Origin of the sequence: Allostigmatella hybrida (assembly GCF_020103775.1) — a bacterium.
Lineage (GTDB): Bacteria > Myxococcota > Myxococcia > Myxococcales > Myxococcaceae > Hyalangium > Hyalangium aurantiaca.
Genome location: NZ_JAHXBH010000073.1, coordinates 1 through 1,346, shown reverse-complemented (window position 1 = coordinate 1,346; position 1,346 = coordinate 1). Strand labels below are relative to the sequence as shown.

Here is a 1,346-nt window from a genome sequence, read left to right as displayed (position 1 = left end):
AGGAGGCTGGAGGAAATAACTTTTCCCCTTTCGCGGCTGCACATTGCCTATCGTGATGGAGGACTCGGGGCCTTGGGAAGGATCATGTAGTTCCACTCCCCATGGAAGTCAGCGCATTCAAGGTTCAACGCCTTCATGTCCTCGTCGCGTACCTTGATGCCCGTGGGGTAGTTCGACATATCGAGGCTGGCCTGAATGTGGAGCCCCTTGGCCGTCGTCGTGCCCCCAATCAGATTGACAATGACTTCTCGGCTTTCCAACGGTCGCCCGCGCCAGTTGTGAGTGATGTGGCAGAACATCCGATGCTCAATCTTGTTCCATTTGCTGGTACCAGGTGGCAGATGGCTGACGGCTATCCGCATGCCCATTTCGTCCGCCAGATGCTGCAACTCCACCTTCCATAGGCGGGCGCGGGCGCTGTTGCTGCCACCACTATCGGCGATGATGAGCAACTCCTTCGCCTTCGGATAGCGCGCACTCCCCATCTCGAGCCACCACGTCCGAATGGTCGCGATCGCGAAGGCGGGGGTGTCATGCGTCACCCCGACGCTCACCCAGCCTTCGTTGGCTCCCACGTCATAGACGCCATAGGGCAGGGCCTTGCCCAGTTCCTCGTCCACAAAGTCGTGGACGCGCACCCGAGGTGGCTGCCCCTTGGGGTTCCACTCTCGCCCGGCATTCTTGAAGTCCCCCACCAACTCCTTCTTCTTCGCGTCTACGGAGATGACCGGTGAGCCGCGCCCCTGGAACTCCTTCACCCGGGCATTCAGGTACTCGAACTGCGCATTGCGGTCCGGATGTTGTGCACCCTCACGGGTCTTTCGATTGCTCTGAAGACTGTAGCCCTGTCGGTGGAGAATCTCGCCCACCGTATGAGCGCTCAGGCCATGGCCTTGGTGACGCAACTCCTCTGCGAGCTTCAACGTGCTTTTGCACGTCCAACGCAACGGTGAGGTGGGATCCCCACGAGTTGCCGGGTCCACCAAGGCTTCAAGGTCTGCCAGCAGCGTCGCATCTTTTGCCGTCAGTTTCCTTCGACCTCCTCCGGGCCGACGTGCGCGGAATACCTCCAGCGGGATGCCTTGCCTCAGTTCCCTCATTCCTCGTCGAACCGTCGGCAGCGACAATCCCGTCGCTTGAGCAACAAGACGGATTCCTCTGGGCCCCAATGCCCTGGCTTCCGCTGCCGCCCACCTTCGGCGGACAGCCTCATTCATGCCAGCGCGCAAGGCCTCATACTTGCTCTGGATGGCTTTTAGCGATGCCTCCTCGTCCATCCGCTTTCCTCGTTGCCAAGTTCATTGGTTCAACAACTGAAAGTGGAAAAGTTATTTCCTCCAGCCTCC

General features: G+C 59.6%; 1 protein-coding gene. It reads right to left on the bottom strand.

Annotated features, from left to right (window positions below; translation table 11 throughout):
* Positions 1 to 47: 47 nt before the first annotated feature.
* Positions 48 to 1,277 (bottom strand): ISAzo13 family transposase, encoded by a 1,230-nt coding sequence (locus KY661_RS37065; protein ID WP_225414678.1) that lies wholly within the window; start codon positions 1,275 to 1,277, stop codon positions 48 to 50.
* Positions 1,278 to 1,346: the final 69 nt, after the last annotated feature.